Source organism: Thermogutta sp., from assembly GCF_039793925.1.
GTDB lineage: Bacteria > Planctomycetota > Planctomycetia > Pirellulales > Thermoguttaceae > Thermogutta.
Map to the genome: position 1 here is coordinate 1 of NZ_JBAMME010000173.1, position 1,092 is coordinate 1,092.

Here is a 1,092-nt window from a genome sequence, read left to right on the forward strand (position 1 = left end):
GCATTCGTGGGGCAGAACACTGAGTACGGCATGAACTACCTCTGGGGCCTCAACTACACGATATACAAGAATGGGTGGCAGAACCAGTTACAGATAGTGGATGTAGAGTGGTATCCGTTCGGCAACACCCAGTTCCAGACAATAATAAGCAAACTGACAACTGAGCATTTAAATGCGATAGTGACAGCGTCCTTCCCCATTGAGCTGACCGCATTCGTTCGGCAGGCGGCAGAGACTCCGGCGCTTAAGGGCATCCTCATCACCGGCTCGGGCGGCATAACGAACGACCCCTCATTCTACGGTCCTGCGGGCCAAGCTGCCACTGGAACGATATTTCCGGTGGCAATGTCGGAGCTCTCGGACACCGCCAACGCGACCATAAATGCCAAATGGGATTCCTTCAGAGCCGCATACTACGCGTATTCTGGCCATATAGGAGGACAGATGGGGGCATCTGGATATGACCCCATATGGATTGCGGCGTACGCGCTAGAGGACGCAGGAAGCGTGAATAACACGGCCGTAATACACGCGCTCGACACCATGGCGCCACCCCCACAGTTAGTGATGCTTGTAAGTCCGACAGCTCGGGGCACGCTGTTCAACAACTTCCACGAGGTAGATTATAGCCCCGTGGCGGTGGAGGCCTTCTGGAACTCCACCAGCAACTCCATATATACGGAAGTGGTGTGGCCGCCTCAGCTGGCAGTGACGAGTCCACAATTTGGCATATTTCCTTAATTCGTAACATTAAATCTAAAGTTTTTATTTGATGCGCTTTGCAAATAATTCAAAATTGATCGCCGATTGGTATTGATACCGTTAGTTGGGTTCCGTTAATCGTGTAGCGCGCAAACGGCTAGGCCCGAGCCACAACGCGGCCGGACAGCGATGGACACTGAAGCGGCTCGGAGCGAGCACGTGGACATTACCTCAATTAGCTCAGATCTTCCGCACCCTCATGATGCATCAATTGGGAAGAAATCCCCCTGAACCTCGCGGAGGGTGCGTAAGACCTCCTCCTGGGTCATTCCATTGTTCAGAAGCAGGTTGACAGCGATCCTATCCCCCGCCTCTCCTCCAACACCTTCG

The 1,092-nt window shown here is 53.4% G+C and carries 1 protein-coding gene; it reads left to right on the forward strand.

Going from position 1 to position 1,092, the window contains the following annotated elements:
• Positions 1 to 741: ABC transporter substrate-binding protein (locus tag ABJK56_RS06625; RefSeq protein ID WP_347243877.1), on the forward strand; the 741-nt coding region annotated here is incomplete at its 5' end.
• Positions 742 to 1,092 lie beyond the last annotated feature (351 nt).